Source organism: Comamonas serinivorans (genome assembly GCF_002158865.1).
GTDB lineage: Bacteria > Pseudomonadota > Gammaproteobacteria > Burkholderiales > Burkholderiaceae_C > Comamonas_E > Comamonas_E serinivorans.
Genome location: NZ_CP021455.1, coordinates 2,514,934 through 2,536,690 on the forward strand (window position 1 = coordinate 2,514,934; position 21,757 = coordinate 2,536,690).

Annotated in this window: 18 protein-coding genes, 1 tRNA gene and 1 pseudogene; 9 read left to right on the forward strand and 11 right to left on the reverse strand. The window is 66.3% G+C overall.

Translation table 11 applies throughout. The features are described from left to right. Window positions 1-6: 6 nt before the first annotated feature. Window positions 7-1,209: an acyl-CoA dehydrogenase family protein gene (locus CCO03_RS10685; protein ID WP_087280901.1), complete on the reverse strand. Its 1,203-nt coding sequence runs from the start codon at window positions 1,207-1,209 to the stop codon at window positions 7-9. A gap of 437 nt (window positions 1,210-1,646) precedes the next feature. On the opposite strand from CCO03_RS10685, the gene CCO03_RS10690 reads away from it, so the two are divergent. Both CCO03_RS10690 and CCO03_RS10695 read left to right on the forward strand, forming a co-directional pair. Continuing rightward, the gene (locus CCO03_RS10690; RefSeq protein ID WP_087280902.1) at window positions 1,647-2,624 is read left to right on the forward strand and encodes a GMP reductase; all 978 of its coding nucleotides are present in this window, start codon (window positions 1,647-1,649) and stop codon (window positions 2,622-2,624) included. A gap of 431 nt (window positions 2,625-3,055) precedes the next feature. Further along, entirely contained in the window at window positions 3,056-4,273 is a 1,218-nt protein-coding gene (locus tag CCO03_RS10695; RefSeq protein ID WP_087280904.1) for an IPTL-CTERM sorting domain-containing protein, read from the forward strand. A 256-nt stretch (window positions 4,274-4,529) separates the two neighbouring features. Here CCO03_RS10695 and CCO03_RS19755 read toward each other — a convergent pair whose 3' ends face one another. Beyond that, window positions 4,530-5,684 carry a hypothetical protein gene (locus CCO03_RS19755; RefSeq protein ID WP_169717465.1) on the reverse strand — a complete coding sequence of 385 codons (1,155 nt, stop codon included), beginning with the start codon at window positions 5,682-5,684 and terminating at the stop codon, window positions 4,530-4,532. 442 nt (window positions 5,685-6,126) lie between these two features. Here CCO03_RS19755 and CCO03_RS10705 point away from each other — a divergent pair. Then, window positions 6,127-6,216, forward strand: a tRNA-Ser gene (locus CCO03_RS10705). A gap of 153 nt (window positions 6,217-6,369) precedes the next feature. Here the strand turns inward: CCO03_RS10705 and CCO03_RS10710 are convergent. From CCO03_RS10710 to CCO03_RS10720, 3 genes and pseudogenes are all read right to left on the reverse strand, one after another. Then, window positions 6,370-6,550 (reverse strand): annotated as a pseudogene (locus tag CCO03_RS10710) (arsenical resistance protein ArsH); the annotation flags it as partial. Window positions 6,551-6,782: 232 nt separating this feature from the next. Then, the gene (locus tag CCO03_RS10715; protein WP_087280908.1) at window positions 6,783-8,054 is read right to left on the reverse strand and encodes an LLM class flavin-dependent oxidoreductase; all 1,272 of its coding nucleotides are present in this window, start codon (window positions 8,052-8,054) and stop codon (window positions 6,783-6,785) included. Between the two features lie 61 nt (window positions 8,055-8,115). Continuing rightward, window positions 8,116-9,090 carry a Bug family tripartite tricarboxylate transporter substrate binding protein gene (locus tag CCO03_RS10720; protein WP_087280910.1) on the reverse strand — a complete coding sequence of 325 codons (975 nt, stop codon included), beginning with the start codon at window positions 9,088-9,090 and terminating at the stop codon, window positions 8,116-8,118. A 648-nt stretch (window positions 9,091-9,738) separates the two neighbouring features. On the opposite strand from CCO03_RS10720, the gene CCO03_RS10725 reads away from it, so the two are divergent. Further along, entirely contained in the window at window positions 9,739-11,151 is a 1,413-nt protein-coding gene (locus CCO03_RS10725) for an FAD-binding oxidoreductase (protein WP_087280912.1), read from the forward strand. Window positions 11,152-11,381: 230 nt separating this feature from the next. On the opposite strand, the gene CCO03_RS19760 is transcribed toward CCO03_RS10725, so the two are convergent. The 3 genes from CCO03_RS19760 to CCO03_RS10740 all read right to left on the reverse strand — a co-directional run bounded on the left by CCO03_RS19760 (window position 11,382) and on the right by CCO03_RS10740 (window position 14,190). Then, window positions 11,382-11,735 carry an RcnB family protein gene (locus CCO03_RS19760; protein ID WP_157667637.1) on the reverse strand — a complete coding sequence of 118 codons (354 nt, stop codon included), beginning with the start codon at window positions 11,733-11,735 and terminating at the stop codon, window positions 11,382-11,384. A 509-nt stretch (window positions 11,736-12,244) separates the two neighbouring features. After that, window positions 12,245-13,153 (reverse strand): PP2C family protein-serine/threonine phosphatase, encoded by a 909-nt coding sequence (locus tag CCO03_RS10735; protein ID WP_087280916.1) that lies wholly within the window; start codon window positions 13,151-13,153, stop codon window positions 12,245-12,247. Window positions 13,154-13,200: 47 nt separating this feature from the next. Next, entirely contained in the window at window positions 13,201-14,190 is a 990-nt protein-coding gene (locus CCO03_RS10740) for a serine/threonine protein kinase (protein WP_087280918.1), read from the reverse strand. Between the two features lie 117 nt (window positions 14,191-14,307). Here CCO03_RS10740 and CCO03_RS10745 point away from each other — a divergent pair, with 117 nt between their 5' ends. After that, window positions 14,308-15,219, forward strand: coding sequence for a YicC/YloC family endoribonuclease (locus tag CCO03_RS10745; RefSeq protein ID WP_087280920.1), 912 nt, complete (start codon window positions 14,308-14,310; stop codon window positions 15,217-15,219). Window positions 15,220-15,282: 63 nt separating this feature from the next. Here the strand turns inward: CCO03_RS10745 and CCO03_RS10750 are convergent, their stop codons facing one another. The 3 genes from CCO03_RS10750 to xseA form a co-directional block, all read right to left on the reverse strand. Then, window positions 15,283-15,906, reverse strand: coding sequence for a YdcF family protein (locus CCO03_RS10750; protein WP_087280922.1), 624 nt, complete (start codon window positions 15,904-15,906; stop codon window positions 15,283-15,285). Between the two features lie 227 nt (window positions 15,907-16,133). After that, window positions 16,134-16,715 (reverse strand): superoxide dismutase, encoded by a 582-nt coding sequence (locus CCO03_RS10755; protein ID WP_087280924.1) that lies wholly within the window; start codon window positions 16,713-16,715, stop codon window positions 16,134-16,136. Window positions 16,716-16,888: 173 nt separating this feature from the next. Further along, on the reverse strand, window positions 16,889-18,268 hold the full coding sequence (gene xseA, locus CCO03_RS10760) for an exodeoxyribonuclease VII large subunit (protein WP_087280926.1): 1,380 nt from the start codon (window positions 18,266-18,268) through the stop codon (window positions 16,889-16,891). A 449-nt stretch (window positions 18,269-18,717) separates the two neighbouring features. On the opposite strand from xseA, the gene CCO03_RS10765 reads away from it, so the two are divergent. The 4 genes from CCO03_RS10765 (at window position 18,718) to CCO03_RS10780 (ending at window position 21,756) form a co-directional block, all read left to right on the forward strand. Then, a complete protein-coding gene (locus CCO03_RS10765) occupies window positions 18,718-19,365 on the forward strand; it encodes a MotA/TolQ/ExbB proton channel family protein (protein ID WP_087280928.1) in 648 nt (215 codons plus the stop codon). Continuing rightward, window positions 19,362-19,793, forward strand: a complete 432-nt coding sequence (locus tag CCO03_RS10770) for an ExbD/TolR family protein (RefSeq protein ID WP_087280930.1) — start codon at window positions 19,362-19,364, stop codon at window positions 19,791-19,793. The genes CCO03_RS10765 and CCO03_RS10770 overlap by 4 nt, the downstream gene beginning before the upstream one ends. A gap of 72 nt (window positions 19,794-19,865) precedes the next feature. Beyond that, window positions 19,866-21,188: a tetraacyldisaccharide 4'-kinase gene (lpxK, locus tag CCO03_RS10775; protein WP_087280932.1), complete on the forward strand. Its 1,323-nt coding sequence runs from the start codon at window positions 19,866-19,868 to the stop codon at window positions 21,186-21,188. 358 nt (window positions 21,189-21,546) lie between these two features. Further along, window positions 21,547-21,756, forward strand: a complete 210-nt coding sequence (locus CCO03_RS10780; protein ID WP_087280934.1) for a Trm112 family protein — start codon at window positions 21,547-21,549, stop codon at window positions 21,754-21,756. The last annotated feature ends 1 nt before the right edge of the window (window position 21,757 follow it).

Below are 21,757 nucleotides of genomic sequence, written 5' to 3' on the forward strand. Positions count from 1 at the left end.
CTCGGCTCAGGCGCCGGGCAGCTCCAGAATGCGTTTGGCGATGACGTTGAGCTGCACTTCGGCCGTGCCGCCCTCGATGGAGTTGGCCTTGGAGCGCAGCCAGGTGCGCGGCGTGAAACCGTGGTCCGAGCGGTCGCTCTCCCACTCCAGCGCATCGCCGCCGCCCACGCTCATGAGCAGCTCGAGGCGGCGCTTGTTGAGTTCGGCGCCGTAGTACTTGAGCGCCGACGAGAGCGAGGGGTTGGCCGTGCCGGCGCGCATCTGCACCGAGGCCTGCTGCGTCCAGGCGCGGAAGGCGGCTTCATCCAGCTCGAAGCGGGCGATGTCGGCGCGCAGCATGCCGTCCTGCAGCTGGCCCTGTGCGTTCAGGCCCACCTGCTCGACGGCCGACTGGCTCAGCGTCTTGGTCAGGCCCTGGCGGTCGCCGATGCCGGCGATCATCTCGCGCTCGTGCTGCAGCAGGTACTTGGCCACGGTCCAGCCGCCGTTGACCTCGCCCACGACGTTGTCGAGCGGCACGCGCACGTTGTCGAAGAAGGTTTCGCAGAACGGCGACTTGCCCGAGATCAGCAAAATGGGCTTGGTGCGCACGCCCGGCGAGGTCATGTCGAACAGCAGGAAGCTGATGCCGGTGTGCTTGGACTCGGTGTCGGTGCGCACCAGGCAGAAGATCTTGTCGGCCTTGTCGGCGTAGCTGGTCCAGATCTTCTGGCCATTCACCACCCACTCGTCGCCGTCGCGCACCGCGCGCGTGGCCAGGGCCGCCAGGTCGGAGCCGGCATTGGGCTCGGAATAGCCCTGGCACCAGCGGATCTCGCCGCGCACGATGGGCGGCAGGTGCTCGCGCTTTTGCACCTCGGTGCCGAACCTCAGCAGCGCCGGGCCCAGCATCCACAAGCCGAAGCTGGACAGCGGCGGGCGGCAGTTCAGCGCCGCCATTTCCTCGCGCAAGACCTTGGCCTCGGCCGTGGACAGGCCGCCACCGCCGTACTCCGACGGCCAGCTCGGTGCCGTCCAGCCGCGCTCGGCCATGCGGTCCAGCCACAGCTTCTGCGCCGGGCTCTGGAACTGGGCGTTGCGGCCGCCCCAGCAGGTGTCGTCCTCGCTGCGCACCGGCTCGCGCATTTCGGGCGGGCAGTTGGCCAGCAACCAGGCGCGCGTCTCTTCGCGAAACGCCTGCAATTGAGGGTCTTGATCAATAACGGACATGGTGTCTCCGGCTGAGCCCCCTGACGCGCGCTGACGCAGGGCACTCGGTCTGTGGTGGTGATGGACGCCTGTGCTGCGCAACCGCCGTTGCGCGCCCACGGGCACCGGAGGCTGACTCTGGCACAGCGCGCAGGCGACGGCTGTCGCAGCGGTCACAGAGGTGGTGCGAGCTTTGTCGCTATCCATGGCAGTACGGTCACCTTGCCGATCAAATCGAATCGCAAGCATGGGCATACCCCAACCCGATGCCAAGCATTCCGGGCAAACGCCGGGGTCAAGCGCGGCCGTCTACAATCAATCACCGGGCCCAAGTTTCTTGCGCCTGGTTTTTTTGCGCCCGCACCCCGGTGCCGGCGCGGCCAACCAGCCCAAGCCAAGCGCTCATCGTTGAACCGGCGGCCACCGTTGACCGGCAGCCGCCTTGAAAGGCTTGAGACATGGAAATCTTCGACTACGACCAGGTGCAGCTGCTGCCCCGCAAATGCCGCGTGGACAGCCGATCCGAGTGCGACACCCACGTCACCTTCGGCCCTCGCCGCTTTCGGCTGCCCGTGGTGCCCGCCAACATGAAAACGGTGATCGACGAGTCCATCGCCACCTGGCTGGCGCAAAACGGTTACTTCTACGTGATGCACCGCTTCGACCTGGACACCGTCGCCTTCGTCGCCGACATGCAGGCCAAGGGCTGCTTCGCGTCGATTTCGCTCGGGGTCAAGGCGGCCGACCGCGCCGCGGTGGACACACTGGCCGCCCGGCGGCTGGTGCCCGACTACATCACCATCGACATCGCGCACGGGCATGCCGACTCGGTGCGCGACATGATCGGCTACATCAAGGACAAGCTGCCCGAGAGCTTTGTGATTGCCGGCAACGTGGGCACACCCGAAGCCGTGATCGACCTGGAAAACTGGGGTGCGGATGCCACCAAGGTCGGCATCGGGCCGGGCAAGGTGTGCATCACCAAGCTCAAGACCGGCTTTGGCACGGGCGGGTGGCAGTTGTCGGCGCTGAAGTGGTGCGCACGCGTGGCGACCAAGCCCATCATTGCCGACGGCGGCATCCGCCACAACGGCGACGTGGCCAAGAGCGTGCGCTTTGGCGCCACGATGGTGATGATCGGCTCGCTGTTCGCCGGCCACGAAGAGTCGCCCGGCGCCACGGTCGAGGTCGACGGCCAGCGCTTCAAGGAGTACTACGGCTCGGCCTCGGACTTCAACAAGGGCGAGTACCGCCACGTGGAAGGCAAGCGCATCCTCGAACCCGTGAAGGGCCACCTCAAGGACACCTTGATCGAGATGGAGCAGGACCTGCAAAGCTCCATCAGCTACGCCGGCGGCACCGCGCTGGCCCACATCCGCAAGGTGAACTACGTGATCCTGGGCGGCGACAACGCGGGCGAGCATCTGCTCATGTGAGTGGCCGGACGGCGGGCTGTCGCTGCGGCGCTCTGCAACAGGAGGAAAACGGGCTGGCATGGCCCGTTTTCAAACTTCTGCTGCGCCGGGCGCGCCTGGAATGCGGTCACCCGCGCTGGCCCGCAAGCCGCCTGCCGCCGCGCGCTCGAACAACCTGCTCGCCCGGCCACGCAGAACGAAATCCGCCAGCCGCACGGGTCTGCTGTGGCGCCAATGTCTTGTCCCCCTCAAGCCCACGTGTCCGTCGAGCGCCCCACACCTCCGACAGGCGGGATTCAGGAGCATCCCACGAGAAGGCCCGCAAATCGCCGCGCTGCGGGTCCGTGCGCGCCGGGTGGCACGAAAGGCTCAGGTGTCAATGCGCGGGATCGAGGTACACAACGGGCAGCGGGTGGATAGAATTTGCGCCATTTGTAACCATTTTTCAGGCCATGAACGACTCGAGACTTTCGCTGCCGGCACGTCTGCGCGCCAACCGCCCCTTGGTTCGTTCATTGCTGTTGATCGGTTTGTTCAGCAGCCAGAGCGCCTGGGCGGGCACCTGGACCATCCACTTCACCCCGCAACAAACCCTGGGGACGCCGTCCGTACCCGTCTTCGAATGGACGCCGCCCAGCGGCACCGTGATGGGCGTCCGAGTGGCGTGCAGTGGCACCGTCACGCTGAACCCCTCGAACGGCGTGTATGCCATGCCCACCGGCTTCAACAGCGAAGTCTTTGTGGCCTTCAGCAACGCCCTGGCCAGCCCCTCCAGCGCAACGTTGACGGTGACGCCCGACACCCCGGGTGGCACCGACGTGTGTCGGCTGTACCCCAGTGCACACCTCTATGAGCCTGGCTCTGAGGTCTTCCCCACCTGGGGCGTTCCCTACACGCTCCACCCAGGCTATGTGCGGCTCATCGATGCCGGCTACGACCCAGCCACCGGCTACAGCGTGAACGACTCGAATGTGACGCTCACCAACCTCTTTTTTCAGGAGGACCCCAATGCCTTGGACATCACCACCGCTGCCGGCGGCATTGGCGTGGATCTGCCTGCAAACGGCACCGCCACCACCAACCTGTTCGTGAACGCCAAGACCACAGCCGCCACGGTGGAGTATGCGCTGACCAACCCGCAGCCCACCGATAGCACCATCACCTTCACGGTTCAGGCCACGCCCCAAACCTATCAGGACAATGCCGGCAACACGGCCTACGACCCGGTGGCCCAGGGCCATGAGGCCACCTACAGCACGCCCACCCTGATCACCGTCACCATCCCGGCCGGTGCCAGCTCCGTCAGCGTCCCCATCCCCAACATCCTGCCCGGCTCGCAGGTCACCATCACACCCACCAGCAACCCGGGCACCATCGTGGGCACGCCAACCCTGGTCCTGACCACGCCGCTGCCGCTGACCTCCACCTTCAACACGACGGAGTTCTTTCCCCTGACCAACGTCGTCGCCACCCCGAACACGCCCGGTCCGTTCACCGAGACGGTCCCCACCAACGTGGTCAATTTCAGCGTGCTGCTCGATGTGCCGCCCGTGGTGACACCGCCCACGTCCCCCAAGCCCGTGCCCACGCTGGGCGAAGGGAGCCTGATCGGCCTGTCCGCGCTGCTGGCCATGCTGGGACTGGCGCGCTTTCGCAGGCGTCAGAGCTGACACGGCTTTTTGATGAGGGTGAGGCACCACTCGCTTCGCCCTCACCTGGCTGCGGTGTTTGGCCCTGCCGACCCCGGCGCACTGCAGCCAGCTGCACTGGCCGCAAGGCGCCGAGGAGCGCGATCCACTTGCTTGCTGGCTCAGGTCCACGCGCAGCCCGCGAGGAATGGGTTCGCGCTTCTGTGCACCCACAGCCTGCGGTCGCGCGTGGATCAGTCTGACCCAGGTTGGCTTGCCGCACCCAGGCCCATGCACCTCAACCCTGACGACGCCGCCAGCCCAGGAGGCCCACCAAGGCAGTCAGGCCAAAGAGAGACGGGAACGACAAGCCGGGCACAGGCTGTGGGGCGGTGACCACGGGTATGCTGACTTGACCCACCGGAGTGCACACTTCCAGACCTGGGTTGGCGCCGGCTGAGGCGATCGGCGTGACGCAGAAATAGAGGTATTGACCTTCATCAGACGCGCTGGGGCTGTACGTCACGGCACCGCCGTTCGAAGGGCCTCCTTGCGTCACCGTGCCTTCACTCGAATGGCTCAAGGTGCTGTTGGGGCTTACCACGAATGCGTAGCTTGTGCCTGCGCTGGTCGCATCCTCGGTGTTGTTGTCCAAATCGGCGTAAGTGTAGGTCCCCGTGACCGTGCCCCCCACCAAAGGCGGGCCACTGACAGCAGGCACGGCAGTCGGCACCACGTTGGGGGGCGAGCCCAGGAACAGGTTGACGCTGCCACCGATGGATGGCTTGTCGCCATCGACATCAATGCGGCAGACATTGGGCGCAGTGATGGCAATGCCGTTGACGGTGTTGGGATCGTTGCCCAGCGCAGACGTCACGCGCCAGTACTGCGCCGGCGCCGTTCCTTCGATGCCATGGCTCGGTGTATTCGACGTCGATATCCTCAGAAAATCAAAATCGCCGGCATCCACAGGGTTCCCGGCGCAGTCCAGAAAGGAGAACTTGAAATTTTCGTTGCCGTCAACATCCTGAATGAACAGGACGGAACCTTGCCGAAAAGGAACGGGAGACGAAAAGGACGCGGTTCCCCGACTGATGAACCCCTGGCCCGGAGGGGTTGACGGCGCCCCGATGTTTGCCGGCAGATAACTGGGATTTCCAAAATAATTGGTGCCCGCCCAGACGCCAGCAGTAATCAGGCGCGTCGGCGGATCAACGGTCCACGTCAACGGGTTGCCATTGAAGGCTCCGACAGTCTGCCCCCCTCCAGCCGGCAAGACATCTGCCCCGGGAAGGCCTGTAGTATTCTGGTAGTACCAGTAGGTTGTGCCTACCGCAGGACGAGGAAAAGTGCTGAAACTCCAGCCCAAAAAATAATTCGAATCAGCGGTAACGGTGATCTCTGCCGCGTGCGCACCGTTCAATACACCGATGCATGCCAAGGAAGAAAGCAACACCTCTGCGCAATACTTCATACTTACAACCCCTCGCGTTCGCTGTGCATTTTAAAAGTTGAAATGGCCAAAGGGTCATCGCTGCAGGAAACGGAAAACCATGGCATGGACCACCGCATTCCTTGGATCCTGGCGAGGAGCCATTTTTCGATTATGGGATGAGTTCGCTTCATCAACCGCGCATCGGGCGTGCTTTTGACACACGTTGCCTTTGAATCACATGCAGATGTTCTTGACGGCTACCATCAAGGCGCCAAGAAGCCTCGCTCCGTCTGCGCTCCGGAGCGCGGTCGTGCATGTGGTCCCCGCACTCGAGGTGCTTCTCCTTGGCCTCAGGTTCACGCGGCGCCCCGTGCAAGGCGCTCCAAAGCGAGATTCCGTACAACAATCTTGCAGCCAGTCGGAAAAAGTCCGCCAGTGCTGCTACAATGGCGGGCTTGCCGGAGAGGTGGATGAGCGGTTTAAGTCGCACGCCTGGAAAGCGTGTGTGGGTTAATCCCCACCGCGGGTTCGAATCCCGCCCTCTCCGCCAAATAGACAATTAAATCAATGACTTGCACGTTGTCTATTGATTTGTACCACATAAGAGCCCACATCAAGCAAACGCTGATGTGGGCTTTTTCTTTGCATGAAGGGCCATGACTGCACCTGCTGACCAGCCGGCAAGGTGCTGCCAGACAGCACGAAGGCTGCGCAGGTTGACCCGCTTGAACAGCGCTTCGGCGCTCTCGCTGTAGCGGTCCGCGCAGTCGCGCGTCAACAGGGTGAACTTCACCAGATCCTCCATCACGTCCACTACGCGCTCGTGGTGCGGCGACGGCCTTGGCCACCGACTGGTTGGGGATGGTCGGCACGCGCATCCACCTTCACCGACCAAGTCTGCCTGACCCAGCCAATTTCGACTGCACCCGATTTGCGACACCGCCCAAGTGACCGTCCCCGCTGCCCGTCATCCGCAGCGCCCCCCTGGGCCCACCCTGGGCACTTGGAGCTTGTGTCTGCTGGGCGCGCCAGACGTGCTGTTCAAGCACTCCGACCCGCACGCAATCTGGCGGGTCGCGCCAGATTCGCGCAGGTGAGCAGCGCCCCGCTCTCCCGCTACAGGGCGATGGGCAAACCGAGGTGGTCGCGCAGGGTTGACCCGGCGTAGCGCTGGCGGAACAAGCCGCGTGCTTGCAGCCGCGGCACCACCTCGTGCACCACGTCGTCAAAGCCCCCCGGAAAGTACGCCGGCATGATGTTGAAGCCGTCGGCGGCCTCGGCCTCCACCCAGCGCTGCATGTGGTCGGCGACATCGTCCGCGGTGCCCACGACGATCTGGTGGCCGCGGCTGTTGGCCACCTGGTGGTACAGCTCGCGCAGGGTCAGCTTCTGCGCATGCGCCAGCTCCAGCAACAGCTTGCGGCGGCTGAAGGCGCCGTCCACGGGCAGCTCGGGCACCGGGCCATCCAGGGGATAGGCGCTCACGTCGGCATCCAGCTCGGCGCCCAGCACGTAGTGCGCCTTGCTCTCGTCGGTGAACGACTGCAGCTGAGCCAGTTTGGCCCGCGCCTCCTCGCGCGTGCGGCCGATGATGGGCATCAGGCCCGGCATGACTTTGACCGCGCCTGCATCGCGGCCCGCTGCCACCACCTGCTGCTTGATCGCGGCGTAGAACGCCTGGGCTTCGCGCAGGTTCCATTGCGCCGTGAAAATGACTTCGGCAAAGCGCGCCCCCAGCGCTTGCCCGGGCCCCGATGAGCCCGCCTGCACCAGCACGGGTTCGCCCTGAGGGCTGCGCGTCACGTTGAGTGGCCCGGCCACCTCGAAATAGCGTCCCTTGTGGTTCAGCGTGTGCAGCTTGGATGTGTCCATGTAGATGCCGCGTTCGGCATCGCGCACATAGGGCTGCGCGTCCCACGAGCGCCACAGGCCTTTGACCACCTCGACGAACTCGTGCGCGATGGCGTACCGCTCGTCGTGCGCCGGATGAGTGGTACGCGTGAAGTTGATGGAACCGTCCTGCACCGTGGTGACGATGTTCCAGCCGGCCCGCCCGCCCGAAAGCAGGTCCACAGACGCCAGGGCGCGCGCCAGCGCATAGGGCTCGCTGTACGTCGTCGAGCCGGTCGCCACCAGGCCGATGCGCTGGGTCTGCGTGGCCAGCGCCGCCAGCACCACCAGTGGATCGGGCCGGGTGATCATGGACGGCGGCGAGTCGGCCGTGGTCACCAGCCGGTCGCCGAAGAACACCATGTCGAAGCAGGCCGATTCCGCCAGCCGGCTCATGCGCGCAATCAAATCAAAGTTCTCGGTGCCGCTTTCGGCACCCGGCATGCGCCAGCCACCGGCATGGTGACCGGCGGCCAGCAGGAACAACCCCAAATGCATATCACCCTTTCGTCCACGCAAAAAGCGGGGCTTGGCCCCGCTGCATCTCACAGCCTGTGTGTCAGCGGGCGTTGGCCACGCTCACCGATGCGTTCAAAACGCCCTGCGCGATCTTGTGCATCTCGCGCACCTTGTCGGTGGTGGCGGCCGCCCCCAGCGGTTCAGGCTTGACCTGCACATGGACCAGGGCCTGTTGCACCTCGGGGTCGGCCAGGGCTTCCAGCACCCAACGCGTGAGCTTGTCGCGCACCGCTGGCGGCAGGCCCGTGGGCGCGGTCCAGAAGAACGAGCCCCCCATGGCCGCCGTCCACTGCGGGTAGCCCTGGCTGGCGACGGACGCCACCCCCTTGACCCCTTCTGGGGGCTGATCGCTGCCGAAATAGGCCAGGGCTTTCAGCCGCCCCTCGCGCACGAAGGTCGTGCTCAACGGATCGATGACCAGGTCGACGTGGCCCGCCACGGCATCGCTCACCGCGGGCGAGCTGCCTTTGTAGGGCACATGCACCAGCTGGATGCCGGCCAGCTGCTGGAAGTACTCACCGGCCACATGGCCCGGCGTGCCGACGCCTGACGTGCCAATGGTGACCTTACCCGGGTTGGCCTTGGCATAGCTCACGAACTCCTGCAGGTTCTTGGCCGGAAAGCCGGGGCGCACGGCGAAGGTGGTGATGCCGTTGCCGATGAAGGCGACCGAGTCGAACGACTTGATCGGGTCGTAGTTGACCTTGATGAGCTGCGGCGCAATCGCCAGGTTGCCGATGGACGCGTTGAGCAGCGTGTAGCCATCGGGTTTGGCCTGGGCCACGTGCGCGGCGCCGATGGTGCCGCCCGCACCGGCCTTGTAGTCGATCACGAAAGGCTGGCCGGCTTTGTCCGATACCTTCTTGGCGATCAAACGGGCCACGTTGTCGTTGGTGCCGCCCGGCGGGTACGGCACGATCACGGTCACGGGTTTGCTGGGGTAAGCGGCTTCGGCCAGCACGGCCAGCGGCGACATCGCCAGCACGGCAGCGGCGGCAAGGAAAACTCGGCGCATGGGTCAACAATCTTGTCAGTCAAAAGAATGACGGCAAGTGTCTTGAAACCCCGCCTGCGCGTGAAGCGCGACTTTGGCACGAGCTCATGCGAAAACCAACTATGCAGATCGGCTGTTGCAGCATGAGCTATGTTCACTAGCAGTATCAGCCAATTGTCGTTGTCAAGAAATCGATCAGCAAACCATACTCCATCCACCTATAGAGATGATCAACGCTCGATTGCCCCATTCAGGCTCAGCCCCGCCAAGGGGCTGCGGCTGACAGCCCGACCGAAGCGCTTGAGCAGGAGACCGCGTGGTCAAGGACCAGGGCCAAGTGGTCACAACCGCCCTGCTCCGTGTTGCGACCGGCTGCAGTCTGTGTGAGCGCATGCGGCATCAGGCGCATCCTCGGGCGGCGCAATGGCTGGCTTCATCGCCTCCATGCTCCAACGTGCCCCTCGCGCCGACGCAGCCGGGCCATCAGAAGGCAAGCCCCTTAGGCATGGCCTGCGCAACCGGTGGCTGGTCGTGCGTCGCCCGCCGAGCCGCCGCGCGCTCACGGTCAGCCGCCCCGCCCAGCCTTGGGGGCTCTGCGTCGCCCGACCAGCGCACCGCAGGGCCAAGCTACCATGTGCGCCCTGATCGCTCTTCCCCCTGGCTTCACGCATGTCCACCCTGATCTCCCATCTGCAATCCATCGTCGGAACCCCTCACGTGCTGACCGAAGGCGACCTCTCCGCGTACGAACAGGATTGGCGCCGCCGCATCCATGGCAAAGCCCTGGCCGTGGTGCGTCCGGGCTCGACGGAAGAAGTGGCGCAGGTGGTCAAGGCCTGCGCGGCGGCCGGCGTGTCCATCGTGCCCCAGGGCGGCAACACCGGCATGGTCGAAGGCTCGGTGCCCGACGAAAGTGGCCAGCAGGTGGTGCTGAGCCTGACGCGCATGAACGCGGTGCGCAAGATCGACGCCGCCAACCTCACCGTCACCGTCGAAGCCGGGGTGGTGCTGCAAAGCCTGCAGCAGATCGCGGCCGAAGCCGGCTTTCTGTACCCGCTCAGCCTGGCGGCCGAAGGCAGCTGCACGATTGGCGGCAACCTGGGCACCAATGCGGGCGGCACCGCCGTGCTGCGCTACGGCAACACCCGCGAACTGTGCCTGGGCCTGGAGGTCGTCACCGCCCAGGGCGAGATCTGGAACGGCCTGTCGGGCCTGCGCAAGGACAACACCGGCTATGACCTGCGCGACCTGTACATCGGCAGCGAGGGCACGCTGGGCGTGATCACCGCCGCCACGCTCAAGCTGTTTCCGCAGCCGGCGGCCAAGCTCACGGCCTTTGCCGCCGTGCCCTCGATGGAAGCGGCCGTCGAACTGCTGGGCCTGGCCCAGCGCGAGCTGAGCGCGGGCCTGACCGGCTTCGAGGTGATGAACCAGTTCTCGCTGCAGCTCACCGATCAGCACTTTCCAAACCTGCGCATCCCCTTCACCGCCGACCACCCCTGGTGCGTGCTGCTCGAGAACTCCGACAACGAATCGGAAGCACACGCCCGCGAGCGCTTCGACCACGTGATGGAGCTGGCGCTGGAGCAAGGCCTGGTGCTGGATGCCGTGATCGCCGAGAGCGTGGCGCAAAGCAAAAACCTTTGGCACATCCGCGAGAGCATCCCCCTGGCCCAGGCGCAAGAAGGCCTGAACATCAAGCACGACATCTCCATCCCGGTGTCCAACATCCCGCGCTTCGTGGCCGAGACCGACGCCCTGATCGCCGCCGCCACCCCCGGCGTGCGCATGGTGGACTTCGGCCACCTGGGCGACGGCAACCTGCACTACAACGTGCAGGCGCCGCTGGGCGACGATGGCGAGGCCTTCCTCAAGCGCGAAGAAAAGCGCATCAACACCATCGTCTACGAGCAGCTGATGAAGCATGGCGGCTCGATCTCGGCCGAGCACGGCGTCGGCAGCCTCAAGGTGCACTCGCTGCCCAAGTACAAATCGCCCGTGGCCCTGCAGCTCATGCGGCAGATCAAGCAGGCCCTCGACCCCCAGGGCATCATGAACCCGGGGCGCGTCCTCGAGGCTTGATGACCAGCAGTATGCATGGGTTTTCGATGCACGCCGAACGGAAAATCATGCATACCCCATGCCATGCGAATCAAACGCATTCAACAGATGCATGGCTTCTGCACGGGGGCATGCGACGGACACGCCCAGAAGCCGGCAAGCCCATCACGACCGAAGGCCCATGACCGCATGGCGCTCGACATCTCTGGTGCAAGGCGGGCAACCGAACCGCCTTGCACCGCAAACCGGCCTCATGCCACCCGCAGCACGCGCCCGCTGGCCTTGCTGATCAGCACGCGCTGCCGGTCCAGGCGCAGCCATTGCTGATCGCGCCCGGGTGCCCGCAGACCCTGGCGGCGCCAGTCCAGCGTCACGGCACGCGCCAGCTGACCCCGCGTCAGGCGATCCCCCGTGCGCACGCCGTGTGCCGCCACGACGCGGCCCGGGCGGTGGTCAACCGGCTTCAGGCGGTCAGCCTGAACCAGCACGGGGGTGAGCACGATGGCGGAACGGCCTCGATCCTGGGCGTGGGCCTGGGCCGCGGTGGTGCCCAGCATGGCCGCCAGGGCCAGCGTCACGGCCATGCGCACGGTGTTCAACGACATGAGGTTTCCTTTCAGCGGCCGCCCTACGGCCATGGGTGAATCCTCGTGCCGCTGCGTCAAGCCGCGCTGAACCTGTGCAAAGCGCCGGTGAAGCTGTGCAAACCCGCTGCGCTCAGGCGCCGGCCCTTGTGGCCTGACGTGCGGGCCCGCACATCGGGCCGCGACGGCAACCGTCACGGGCTGGACGGATCCGCCAACCCGAGCGCACCGCATCCCTGGCCGGCACACGCAGACAACAGGGCTCCGCAGGGTGAGAAACGCTGGACCCGCGGCCCGCTGACGTGGATGGCGCCGTTGAACGACGCGGGGCCATGAGCGGCGCAGTGAGGGGCATGGAGCAAGGTCGCACGCCAACGGCGTCGGCATGCCTTGGGCCACACGTTTGGGGAAACACAACGCCTGCAGCGGCAAGGCAACTCAGGCCGCCTCCCACATGTTCGCCTCAAGATCATTGAGTATGCCGCCACTTCCGTTGACCAAACAACGGAGAAACAGCAATACCCCTTCAATCAAGTTTGCCGACGGGCAGAGGATCGGGCAATCGCGGCGTTGATTTCGGCAATCGAGCGCTCGATGGCGTCGTCGTCGAGGTCATCGTAGCTGGAGTCGACTAGGCTGGCCTGGATGGTCGAGGCAAACACGTCCTCGCTGATCAGGTCGGTGGTGATGCTGTCCAGGTGCGAATCGACCACCGTGGGCATTTGCCACTCGGCCGAGATGACGGTGACGTTGTCGCCCGTGCTGCCCCCGCGCACCAGGGCCAGCTCCACGAGATCGGGCACGGCTTCCGACACCGGCTTGCTGGCCAGCTGGCCGGCGATCTCATCGTCTTCGACGGTGCCCCACAGGCCATCCGAGCACAGCAGGAAGCGGTCGCCCTGTTGCAGCTTGATAGGACCGCCGACGTCGAACACCGGCCGGCTGGGCGAGCCCAGGCAGGTGAACAGCACGTTGCGGTTGACGTTGCCCAGCTTGAACACGCCGCTGGCCTGCTGCTCGGCATACGAATGGTCGCGCGTGCGGGTCAGCAGGCTGCCATCGCGCACCACGTACAGGCGCGAGTCGCCACAGTGCACCCAGGTGACCTGGTTGTCCTGCAGCAGGCAGGCGACCAGCGTGGTGCGGGGCGAGTCGAGAAACCCGCGTTCGGCCGCATACCGGATGATCTGATGGTGCGCGGCCAGCAAGGCAGCGCCCAGGAACTCTTCGGGATTGGCCACCGTGGGCTTGGCATCGCGCTGGAACATGGCCGACATGGCCTGCAACGCCAGCTGAGCCGCCACTTCGCCCTCGGGGTGGCCCCCCATGCCATCGGCGAGCACGAACAAGGCCGCTTCGCGCGTGTAGCAATAGCCCATGCGGTCTTCGTTCTTGTCGCGGCCGCCGCGGCGCGTCAGCTGAAACACAGAGAACTTCATGGGCCTGCCACCGTGGATGAAAATGACTGGATCTGCTGGCGGCCGCCTCAGCGGCCCAGCACCGTGGCGCCGCTGCCGCCGCGCTTGACCACGCTGTCGAACTTGAGCCGCATGCGCTCGCCCATGGTGAGCTGCGTGTAGCGACGCTCGCCCTCGCGGCCCAGCTCTTTCTGCAGCGCAAAGACCGACTGCGGCCGGGACAAGGGGTCGAGTGACATGCACCACTCGACGACCTCGATCAGGTTGTCCGAGTAGACGTCGCGCAGCCGTGTCAGCGAGAGGGCCAGGCGGTCCTTTTCCTGGCGTTGCGGCGCATCGTTGGGCGGATAGCCCTGCATGCAGGCGTAGATGCAGGCGCCGATGGCATAGATGTCGGTCCACGGGCCCATGGTCGCATCGCGGCGGTACATCTCGGGCGCGGCAAAGCCGGGCGTGTACATGGGCCGGGTGAAATGGCCTTCCTTGTTCAGCACCTCGCGCGCGGCGCCGAAGTCGATCATCACGGCGCGGTCGTCGTCGGTGATGAAAATGTTGGCCGGCTTGATGTCCAGGTGCAGCATCTTGTGCTGGTGCACAATGCGCAAGCCGCGCAGAATTTCATCGAACAGGGAGCGAATCGTGGATTCGCGAAACACCTTTTTCTTCTTCAGCTCGCGCGCGGTGACGATGAAATCCTGCAAGGTGGCGCCTTGCAGGTAGTTCATCACCATGTAGACGGTTTCGTTTTCGCGGAAGAAATTCAGCACGCTCACCACAGAACCGTGCGAGATTTGCGCCAGCGACCGGCCTTCTTCAAAAAAACTTTTCAAACCCAGGCGATAGAGCGAGAGCTTCTCGGGCAACACCTGCGGCACCAGCTGCCCGGCGTCCCGTGTGGCCAGGGCCGACGGGAGGTATTCCTTGATCGCCACCTGCTGGCCATCCTTGTCGATGGCCAGGTACACCACCCCAAATCCCCCCGAAGAAAGCTTGCGGATGATGCGATATCCACCGATGAGCGTGTCCGGCGGCAGCGGAGCTGGTTTGACCTTTGACATAATTTGACCCACTCGACGCGAAGTTGCCGATTTTTTGACAACTTTGCACAAGAATCTACGCGCGCGTTGTCCCGGCATGGAATGCCTGGGCAGGCAAAGAACTGGGTGAATAGGAAAATGGCAGTTTACAGCATGACCGGATATGCCAATGTGCAAAAAAGCACCGCATCCGGAACCGAATCCAGCGCCGTCAACGCCCAGCAAATCGGGCTGGAGCTGCGCTCCGTCAACAGCCGTTTTCTGGACATCAGCTTCCGCCTGCCGGACTCGGCGCGCCACCTGGAGGCCCTGTTCCGCGATGCCCTCACCCGCTCACTGCGGCGCGGCAAGGTCGAGCTGCGGCTGACGGTGAACCGCTCGCGGCAAGACGGCCCGGAAGACCCGTCCGCCGCCCACATGCACCGCCTGGCCGCGCTGCAAAACCACGTGCGCAACTGGATGCCCGACGCCAAGCCGCTGTCGGTGGCCGACGTCCTGCGCCTGTGCTCGGCCGATGACAGTGCCGAGGTGTCGATCGAGGCCGACGACGCCACGGCCCTGGTGCAAGACGCCATTGCCCAGCTCAAGAAGGCCCGCGCCAGCGAAGGTGAGCGCCTCAAAAGCATCTTGCTGGCCCAGGTGGGCCAGTTGCGCGAGCTGGGCCTGCGGGCGCAGCCGCTGATCCCCAAGCTCGTCGAGCAGCAGCGCGAGCGCTTCCTGCAACGCTGGAACGAGGCCCTCAAGGTCGGCAACGGCGCGCCATTGCCCGAGGCCGCCAACGACCGCGCGCTCGCCGAGGCGACGGCCTATGCCATCCGCATCGACGTGGCCGAGGAACTCAACCGCCTGCAGTCGCACCTGACCGAAATCGAGCAGCTGCTGGGCAAAGGCGGCGAGATGGGCAAGCGCCTGGACTTCCTGATTCAGGAGCTGCACCGCGAAGCCAACACGCTGGGGTCCAAGTCCGCCGCGCTGGAACTGACCCAGATCTCGGTCGACATGAAGGTGCTGATCGAGCAGTTGCGCGAACAGGTGCAGAACCTGGAGTGAGCGCCCAAGGCCTGCGCCCTGCAGGCCACCGAGGCGCGTCCCCACACCTGTTCAACCGGATGGTCAGGTGTGGAGCCCGAGCAGCAGCAACGCCTGGAACCAGGTCTCCCGCGCCAGGAACTGCGTTTTTCGCCACAGGCCCACATAGCGCGTGTGGGGCGTGGGCGCGGGATGCGCATCCAGCCCCAAACGGCGCGCCAGGGTGACCGCGCGGCGCATGTGCAACGGGTCGCTGACCAGCAGGATCCGTTGCGCCCCGGCTGCCTGCAGCAGCGGCTTGGCCAGGCGCAGGTTGTCGGCCGTGGTGCGCGACTGTGTTTCGACCCGCATGACTGCCGGCGGCACGCCCTGCGCCAGGGCGTGCTGCTGCGCCACCTGCGCCTCGCTCAGCCCCTGCCCCGACGAGCCGCCCGTGAACACCAGCAAAGGCGCCACGCCGCGCTGGTACAGCTGCACGCCGTGGTCGATGCGCGCCGCGAACACCGGGCTGGGCCCATGGCCCTGCACCGCCGCGCCCAGCACCACGATGGCATCCGCCGCCTGCGGGTCATGCAGCCCGGCATAGCGCCAGATCGAGGCCGCCACGGCGGCCACCCACAAGGCCAGCGCCAGCAGCAGGCAGGCCAGCCAGCGCACGGCGCGCCGTGGCCACGGGGACGTTGTTGAAGGGCTTGGTGATGCGCTCATGCAAAAGAAAAGGTGAAGCCACGTGCGCGCGCGCTGCACACGTGTAGGGTTGACAGAACCACGGTGCCACCGGCCCGGCTGCCCGCGATGCATGCCCGCTGCAGCGGCTTTCGAGATCTGGCCTCGTGGCCAAAGCTCCCGCGCGAGGCGCAACCGCGGCCCATGAAAAAAGCCGCATGGGCGGCTTTTTCAGTCATCTGGCAGCAGTATGCCAGGCGATTCGTTTATCAGCCAAAGTTCTTGGCCGCAAACTCCCAGTTCACCAGCTTTTCGAGGAAGGTCTCGACGAACTTGGGACGCAGGTTGCGGTAGTCGATGTAGTAGGCATGCTCCCAGACGTCCACGGTCAGCACAGCCGTGTCGCCCGTGGTCAGCGGCGTGCCGGCGGCGCCCATGTTGACGATGTCGACGCTGCCGTCGGCCTTCTTCACCAGCCAGGTCCAGCCCGAACCGAAGTTGCCCACGGCCGAGGCCACAAAGGCCTTCTTGAAGTCGGCGTACGAGCCCCACTTCTTGTTGATGGCGTCAGCCAGCGCACCCGTGGGCTCGCCGCCGCCATTGGGCTTCATGCAGCTCCAGAAGAAGGTGTGGTTCCAGATCTGGGCGGCTTGGTTGTAGATGCCGCCCGAGGACTTCTTGATGACGTCTTCGAGTTCCATGTTTTCGAACTCGGTGCCCACTTGCAGCTCGTTGAGCTTCACCACGTAGGCGTTGTGGTGCTTGTCGTGGTGGAACTCCAGCGTTTCCTTGCTGTAGTGCGGTGCCAGGGCGTCGTGGGGATAAGGCAGCGGAGGCAAAGTGCGTTCCATGTGGAATCCTCGTGGTTGGGTTTTGGAGTTGGCGCGGCGTGAGCCGCCTGGCCTGAGCCAGGCAACGCTGGCCGACCCGGTGATTCTAGGAACTTACAGCGGCCCCATGACGGACGCGGTTACGAAATGCGCCGCCATCGTCCCGCTGACCACCGCGCCTGCGGCGCATCGGCCTACAGCAGGCGCGGCTGCGTGACCGAGAGGTCGACATGGCCGTCCGCCACGTGCGCCCGCACGGGCGTACCGGGCCGCAGCTGCGCCACGTGCGACAACACCTGCCCTTGCTCGTCCACCAGCAGGCTGTAGCCGCGGTCCAGCACGTGTTGCGGATCCAGCAGGCTCAGGCGCAGGCCGATGCGCGTCAGCGCCTCGGCGCGCCGCTCCAGATCGCGCCCGCGGCCATGCTGCAGGCGCTCGTCCAGCCGCTGCAGGCGATCCTCGGCCCGGCTGGCCTGGGTGCGAACGGCCTGGTCCAGCCGGCGGGCCAGTTGGTCCAGCCGATGGCCCTCGCGCTCGCGGTGGCGCTGCACACCATGGCGCAGGCCGGCCTGCGCCTCGGCCAGCCGCAGGCGCTGGCCCTGCAGCCATTGCGCGGGCCGCGCCAGGCGCGACGCCGCGCCGTCCAGGCGCTGGGCCTGCTGCTGCACGCGCCGCTCCAGGGCGCGTGACAAACGCGTCTGGCAGGCCTGCAGCTCGCGCCACAGGGCTTGGCGCGAGGCGCTGACCAGCTCGGCCGCAGCCGTGGGCGTGGGGGCACGCACATCGGCGACGAAATCGGCGATGGTGAAGTCGGTCTCGTGCCCCACGCCGGCGATCAGCGGCACCGGGCTGCGCGCGATGGCGTGGGCCAGGTGCTCGTCGTTGAAGGCCCACAGGTCCTCCAGGGAGCCGCCCCCGCGCACCAGCACAACGACATCGATCTGGGGGTATGCCGGGTTTTGCGATGAATCTGCATCGGCAACCGCCTGATACAGCGACTCGAGCGCAGCCTGGATGGAGGCCGGCGCCTCGGCACCCTGCACCCGCGCCGGCGCCAGCCACACCGGCACGTGCGGTGCGCGGCGGCGCAAGGCGGTCAGCACATCGTGCAGGGCGGCGGCGCCCAGCGAGGTCACCAGGCCGATGCCGCGCGGCATGGCCGGCAGCGGGCGTTTGCGGTCGGCGTCGAACAGGCCCTGGGCCTGCAGCCGCGCCTTGAGCTGCAGGAAACGCTCGTACAAGGCGCCCTGCCCCACGGGCCGCATGCGCTCGACCACGAGCTGCAGGTCGCCGCGGGCCTCGTACACCCCGAGCCGGCCCTGCAGCTCGACCGAGTCGCCATCGCGCGGCGCGAAGCCCAGGCCCTGCGCCGCGCGCCGGAACATGGCGCAGCGCAACTGGCCCTGGCCGTCCTTGAGCGTGAAGTAGCAGTGCCCGCTGCCTGCGCGGGAAAACCCGGACAGCTCGCCGCGCACCGACACCGCCCCGAACCGCATGGCCAGCGCCTGGTCGGCCGCCTTGCACAAGGCCCCCACCTCCCAGACCACGGGCTTTGTCCCCCAAGCCTCAGCCATGAGAAACCGCTCCGCAGGGCCGGCCCAAGGCGGTTTTGTCATCCAAATGTCGTAATGGCAAGGCGTACAGCGCCATGGCAGGCGCGGCAGGCACCGTGAAACACTCCACAGCCGTCACACCACTGTCAACGCCCCCCAAAAACACGGGGGAAGTGACGGGTTTACATGGTAACCCATTGATTTTAAACATTTTTTATTTGCTTAAATTTTCATCATTCTGTCGCCAACCGTGTATTGGCGTGCTTTTGGCGCTCACCGACTCGGCTTGTTCACAAAGTTATCCACAGATTTTGTGGGCGACCGCGGGCGTTTGCGGTGTGAAACACGGGTGCTGCGCCCGACCCCCGATTGTCGGCCATGCGGGGCCGTCGCCCGCCTGAGGCGCCCAGCGCCTGGGCCATAATCGCCGCTGCTTTTCGTTGCCAACCCCCGCCTGGGAGCTCTCAACCTTGTGGTCCATCATTCAAGCCGCTGGCTGGCCAATCTGGCCCTTGATCCTGTGTTCCGTGCTGGCGCTCGCGCTGATTGTTGAACGCTTCCTGTCCCTGAAGACGGGCAAGGTCGCGCCCCCCAAGCTCGTGGATGAGGCCATGACCGCCAGCCGCAACGGCGTGCCTGGGCCCGATGTGGTGACGCAGCTGGAGCAGCATTCGGTGCTGGGCGAGGTGCTGGCCAGCGGCCTGCGCCTGCTGAACGCCAACCCCAAGGCCAGCGACGAGACCATCCGCGTCACGCTCGAGGCCGCCGGGCGCCGCGCCGCCGCCAAGCTTGAGCGCTTCCTGCCCGCGCTGGCCACCATCGCATCCGCAGCGCCGCTGCTCGGCCTGCTGGGCACGGTGATCGGCATGATCGTGATCTTCGGCTCGCAGGCGCCCACGCAGGGTGCGGCCGTGAGCGGCAACCCGGCCGAGCTGGCCCATGGCATCTCCATCGCGCTCTACAACACCGCCTTCGGCCTGGTGGTCGCCATCCCGGCCCTGATCTTCTGGCGCTACTTCCGCGCCCGCGTTGACGGCTACCTGCTGACCATGGAGCTGTCGGCCGCCCAGTTCGAGCGCCACCTGATCGCGCTGCGCAACGCCGGGGGGCAGAAATGAACTTCAGGCATGGCTCGCGCGAGGAGCCCGAGATCAACCTGATCCCCTTCATCGACGTGTTGCTGGTGATCCTGATCTTCCTGATGCTGACCACCACTTACAACAAGTTCACCGAGCTGCAGCTGACCCTGCCCACGGCCGACACCGAGGCCATGAAAGACCGCCCGCGCGAGATCATCGTCACCGTGGGCGCCGACGGCCGCTACATGGTGAACAAGCAGGTGCTGCAGGGCCGCAGCGCCACCGAGCTGGGCTCGGCCCTGGCGATTGCCCACCAGGCGCTGGGCGCGGGCAAGCCGCCCGTGCTCATCATCAGCGCCGATGCGCAGACGCCGCACCAGGCCGTCGTCACGGTGATGGAAGCAGCGCGCAGCCGCGGCCTGTCGCAGATCACCTTTGCCAGCCAGGCCAGCGGCCGCGCACGCTGACCCACAGGGGTATGCTCAAGCTGGCGTTTGGAGATGAACGACCGTTGATGCATACCCCATACACCCCTCGGCATGCCCGAATCCCCTGACTTCAGCGCCGCCGCCCGCCGAGAGGCGCACTGGCGGCGCGTCTGGCAATCGCGGACCTGGCCGGCATGGGCCTGGTGGCCGCTGGCGCAGGTCCATGGCGGCCTGGTGCGGCTGCGTCGCCTGGCCTACGCGACCGGCCTCGTCCGGTCCGAGCGCGTGGCCTGCCCCGTGCTCGTCATCGGCAACGTCTTGGTCGGCGGTGCCGGCAAAACCCCGACGACGCTGGCGCTGGTGCAACACCTGCAGGCGCGCAGCGTGCGTGTGGGCGTGGTCTCACGCGGCCACGGCCGCGAGGGCCATGCCCAAGCCGCCCTGGCCGTGATGCCCTCCTCGGATGCCCGGCAGGTCGGCGACGAGCCGCTGTTGATCCACCTGCGCACCGGCGCGCCCGTGTTCGTGGCCCGCCAGCGGGCCGCTGCCGCGCGTGCGCTGCTGGCGGCCCATCCCGACACCCAGCTCATCGTCTGCGACGATGGCCTGCAGCACCTGGCGCTGGCGCGCGATCTGCAGCTGTGCGTGTTCGACGAACGTGGCGTGGGCAATGGCTGGCTGTTGCCGGCCGGTCCCCTGCGCGAGCCCTGGCCGGTGGCCGTCGACTGGGCCCTGCAGATTCACGACGCCGGCCGCAGCCCCAGACCACTTCCCCCCAGCGCGGCTCCGGTGTTTGCCGCCACCCGCCAGCTCGCGCATCACGCGCTGGACGCCCGCGGCCGGCGCGTGCCGCTGGCGGCCCTGGGCCAGCGCGCGGTGGTCGCCTTTGCCGGCATCGCCAAGCCCGAGGTGTTTTTTGCCGCCCTGCGCGCGCAGGGCCTGGTGCCGGCGCGCGAAATCGGCCTGGGCGACCACGGCAACGCCGACGAGCACGCCGAGCTGGCCGCCCTGTTGCGCCAGGGGGTTCACGAGGCGGCTGCCGCCCCGAAGCCGCCGCTCCGCGCTGCCGCGGGCCATCCGGGTGAGCCGGGCCTGCACCAGGCTGCACGGACCGAGACGGTCATGGACACCGACACCAGCGCCCGTGATGCCCAACCCCTCGATGCACGCGACGCCCCGCCAGGCGGTGACCTCGTGGGCGGCGTAGGAAATCCGGAGTATTCATCCAATCTCGTTTTTTCAACAACGGAGATTGATCCATACTCCTCATCACCAGATTCAGAAGCGCCGATTCTGCTGTGCACCGAGAAAGACGCCGTCAAGCTCTGGCCCCGCTACCCGCAGGTGCTGGCCGTGCCGCTACAGCTGTCGCTGCCGGCCGAGCTGCTGGCCGCCGTCGACGCCCGCGTGGATGCCTTGATGCGCCGCGGGTGAACCCCGACCGACTGCCGGCGCTCGATGGGCGCGCCCGGCGCTGGCGGCCCCACGCCATGGTCTCCTCAGCGTCATCACCGCCCGCCATAGGCGCATCCAGCCCCGCGAGGAGGAGGTGCCCATCGCCCTGCAACGGCTACCGCCGCGCCTGCCGGGCAGCCTCGCTCCGCGCATCGTCGCGCCCGGGACGGCTGCCTTCCCGGTGTACGCCAGCGCGCCCAACGCCAGCCCCCGACCAGCAGCCAGCCCAATGCCGGAATCACGCGTTTCATGGTTTCCCCTGGTTTCAAGCCCCGTGGCCACGAGGCCAAGCCCGGTGACAACGAGGATCACCGGGGCCCACCGGTAAAATTGCCCCATGGATCCCAAACTGCTCGCATTGCTGGTCTGCCCCGTGACCAAGGGCCCGCTCGACTTCGACGCCGAGCGGCAAGAGTTGATTTCTCGCAGCGCCCGCCTGGCCTACCCGGTGCGCGATGGCATCCCCATCATGCTCGAGGTGCAGGCCCGCGCCGTGAGCGAGGACGAGCTGAGCGCCCTGCCTGCTCGCACGCCGCTCGTGGGCTGAG